At 60.0% G+C, this 3,357-nt stretch carries 5 protein-coding genes; 1 reads left to right on the top strand and 4 read right to left on the bottom strand.

What is annotated here, in order from left to right; all coding sequences use genetic code 11:
• Positions 1-187: 187 nt before the first annotated feature.
• The 3 genes from GY937_21915 to GY937_21905 are packed head-to-tail and all read right to left on the bottom strand — an operon-like array spanning position 188 to position 1,625.
• The gene (locus tag GY937_21915) at positions 188-337 is read right to left on the bottom strand and encodes a hypothetical protein (GenBank protein MCP5059369.1); all 150 of its coding nucleotides are present in this window, start codon (positions 335-337) and stop codon (positions 188-190) included.
• An 11-nt stretch (positions 338-348) separates the two neighbouring features.
• On the bottom strand, positions 349-618 hold the full coding sequence (locus GY937_21910; protein ID MCP5059368.1) for a hypothetical protein: 270 nt from the start codon (positions 616-618) through the stop codon (positions 349-351).
• A complete protein-coding gene (locus tag GY937_21905) occupies positions 615-1,625 on the bottom strand; it encodes a hypothetical protein (GenBank protein ID MCP5059367.1) in 1,011 nt (336 codons plus the stop codon). The genes GY937_21910 and GY937_21905 overlap by 4 nt, the downstream gene beginning before the upstream one ends.
• A gap of 239 nt (positions 1,626-1,864) precedes the next feature.
• On the opposite strand from GY937_21905, the gene GY937_21900 reads away from it, so the two are divergent.
• Positions 1,865-2,704, top strand: coding sequence for an IS1 family transposase (locus GY937_21900; protein MCP5059366.1), 840 nt, complete (start codon positions 1,865-1,867; stop codon positions 2,702-2,704).
• On the opposite strand, the gene GY937_21895 is transcribed toward GY937_21900, so the two are convergent.
• The gene (locus tag GY937_21895) at positions 2,701-3,192 is read right to left on the bottom strand and encodes a restriction endonuclease (GenBank protein ID MCP5059365.1); all 492 of its coding nucleotides are present in this window, start codon (positions 3,190-3,192) and stop codon (positions 2,701-2,703) included. The genes GY937_21900 and GY937_21895 overlap by 4 nt on opposite strands.
• Positions 3,193-3,357: the final 165 nt, after the last annotated feature.

Raw genomic sequence — 3,357 nt, 5'->3', positions numbered from 1 at the left:
CGCGCTCAATCACGCCCACGCGATCCAGTTCCTCGTAGCTCATGCTCACTGTCTCCATGCCCGCGGGGGTACCCCGGGCGACTGGAAAAAGCGGACATTTCTACTTTGGAGAAACCGGACATTTCTACTTGGGTACTACAACTTCATGTCCGATAAGATATATTATGACAAGTAGGAAGGTGGTGTCCTACCCCGTGGGGTCTGAGCCGTCAAAGATCATCATTCCGATGAAAATGGCCACACCGGTAGCCACAAAGACGCCCAAGCCCAGCGGTAGCGAGAACCAAATCGGCAAATCGATATACCAGCTCCACAGGGAGCCGATGCCCTCAAACACGTCCCGGAGCGTCATTCCGCCACGATTGCCGCTCGTACCGCATCCTGAGCCGACCGAACCGGCGCCTCATGCAACACGGCCGTCACCTCGCCGTCCACTTCCCAGGCGTAGCATTTCCGCGCGGTGGGATGGTCGAGCAGCTCGAATACAAGCACCTCGCCTTCCCAGACCGTCTCGCCCTGGAACGTCTCTACGACGCGCTCGCGGCGCTCTAGGCGGCTCTTGGCGCCATGCGTGGCCTGAATGGCCTCCAAGAAACCGGAAATAGGAAGCTCGTTCACTTCTTCTCACGCTTCGTGAGGGGCAGTTCCATTGTTCGATCGTACCTCGGATGTGCCCTGTCGAGATGACGCTCCATTCCATCAAACTCACCCGCGTCGTAGCCGGCCATGATGCCAATGACGGATGCAATGTGTTCGCGCAGCTTCGGATGCCCCAGATCAGGGGTCAGGCGCTGGAAGAGCTTGTCCTTGTGTCTACCTGAAGAGTCACGTGGCGATTGTTTCTTGATCTCTTCGAGGACCCCGGGCGCGAGCCGCTTGTACACAAGGTTGTTCGTCAGATGCCCAATGGATCGTGGCTTGCGGGGGTTCGACGGGTCGTAGGGGATCTCCTTGAGGCGGTATAGGTGCCTGTAGTAGGCCAGCGGGAACGTCTTCACCCAGGGCTGTAGTTCCTTGGCGACGAAGGCTTCAAGTATCTTCGCTAGCGAGTCTCGATCGCGGTCATCCTGAAAACCGGTTGCCTCATCGACGAGAGCGATGATTCCGACCCGGGCGAATCCTCGAATGAGGATCTCGGCCTGCTCCGCTATGTGTGCCTGCTGCTTGAGTAGAGCGCCGGCCTTCCGCGCGACCAGGATTGCCTCGCAAAGGTCAGCCAGGATGGTCGCCTCGTAACCGACGATTCTCGGCCCGCCACGCGGCGGGACGAACGAGATGGAGTTGGAGATGCGCGCCGCTAACCCCTTGGAGTCAATGCCCTTTTCTTCCAATGTGGCCACGAAATGGGCCAATCGGCGCGCGCCGGCCTTGCCGCCGCTTCTGGAAAGGCCGATTCCAGTTTGCATTCCGCGCTGGGACAACACGCGGCGACCGTCCTCCAGCACGTAGCACGGGATCTCGATCTCTCCGATTCGCAGAGGCCGATCTGGAGACCCATAGGCGGCACGAGGAGTTGACACCCCCCAGCGTGCCTCCGCAGCTTTGCGCGCGATTTCTTGCCGCTCTTCCTTTGTGAGCTTCTGCGCCCGGGCCTTGCCGCCCTTTGATGCGTCGAGCTTCGTCATAGATCTCACCTCCGATGGGCGGATCTTATTCCCTGCCAAGCAAGAAAGCAATATGCTTTCCCTAGAAAGCATTTGACATGCATGCTAGAGCAAGCATACACTCTCAGCCATGAGAAAGGCCCCCACCGGATCGCTCCAGCGAGGGCCTTCTTGTGGGGCGCGGAAGGTTCCCGGGCAGCCCGTTACAAGCAGTTCCGCGGGGTTCGATTCTCCGGCGCTCCAGCAACGAGGATAGCAGCATGGCACGACTCACCACGGACAAGAAGGCAACGATCCTCGGCGCGCTGGTTGAGGGCAACTCGATCCGCTCTACGGAGCGCATGACCGGCGTCCATCGCGACACCATCACCAAGCTCGTGGTGGAGACGGGCCGAAAGGCCGAGCGGATCATGGACGAGGAGATCCGCCACTTCTCTCCGGAGCAGATCGAGATGGACGAAATTTGGTGCTTCGTCGGGAAGAAGCGAGCCCAGCTCAAGCGCACCGACGACGTGACCCGCGTGGGCGACGCTTGGACGTGGGTGGCTCTGGACCCCGATTCCAAGCTGGTCCCGGCCCACCACGTCGGCCGTCGGAAGGATGCCGATGCCCAGATCCTGACCAAACAGCTCGCTCGACGGATCGAGGGGAGGGTCCAGATCAGCACCGACAAACTCTACGCCTACCGGCACGCCATCAGCCTGCACCTGGGAGGCTCGATCCACAACGACACGAAGGTGGACTATGGGCGCATTGTAAAGCGGTACAAGGGGGCCCCGCTCGATACGGGTAGGTATTCGCCTCCCGAGGTCGTGGCGATCGACAAGGATGCAGTCTACGGGAACCCTGACCCCGACCGGATCTGCACTTCACACGTCGAGCGCCAGAACCTCACGATGCGAATGGGGATGCGCCGCTTTACTCGCCTAACCAACGGCTTCTCGAAGAAGATCGAAAACCTCCGTGCGGCGACGGCGCTGCACTTCGTCCACTACAATTTCGTGCGGTGCCATTCCACGATCAAGACGACGCCGGCTCTGGCCTCCGGTATCGCGGATCACAGATGGACCCTGGAAGAGCTGGTGGATGCGCCGTATTAGTCGATGAGCTTGAGCTGCTTTGGGGCTGTTGACTCTGAGGTGACCCGAGTGACCTTCTTCATTGTCACGTTGGAATATGCCGGCGCAGGGTAGTCGAGGCGCAGTCCGTTCAGCAGCTGCTTGGCAGTGAGAATCTGAATTCGCGGGTGCTTTCCCCAAGGCGATTCATACAGGCCAGCCGCCGCCGCTTCCGATATCATCGCTTTGGTCGGATCTTGCATGGTCAGGAGGGCACCGATCGTTGCTCCTTCGCGTTCCAGAACGCCACGAAGGTCGCGAACGTGAGCAACTCCTGTTCTTCCGGCCTTGACCGACAGAACAATCTCCTTGGTTTCGCTTCGCCTCCCTCCTTCGTTGAAGTAGAGACATCCGTCTATTCCTCGGTCTGCGCCCTTCTTCTGCTCCGTAGGTCGCGCGCCGACGAGGCCGAGGATCCACCATTGAAACTGATAGGGGTCGTCTTTCGCTAGTTGGGCAGCACCCGCCAGAGAAACCGGCTCTCCGACAACCTCGGATGTAGACGCTCACTCAGAAGCGTAGAAATCTGATCATTTGGCCGGGGGGCGACGCAGCCCGCCGTTCCGGATTCCGATTCAGATCTTCCGGGTCGAAAGGTCCTTGACCCAGGGCGAACGCCCTCCCGGCTCGACCGG

The organism is bacterium (assembly GCA_024228115.1).
Classification (GTDB): domain Bacteria; phylum Myxococcota_A; class UBA9160; order UBA9160; family UBA6930.
The sequence above is the reverse complement of the archived record's forward strand: the minus strand, read 5'-3'. Positions and strand labels throughout refer to the sequence as shown.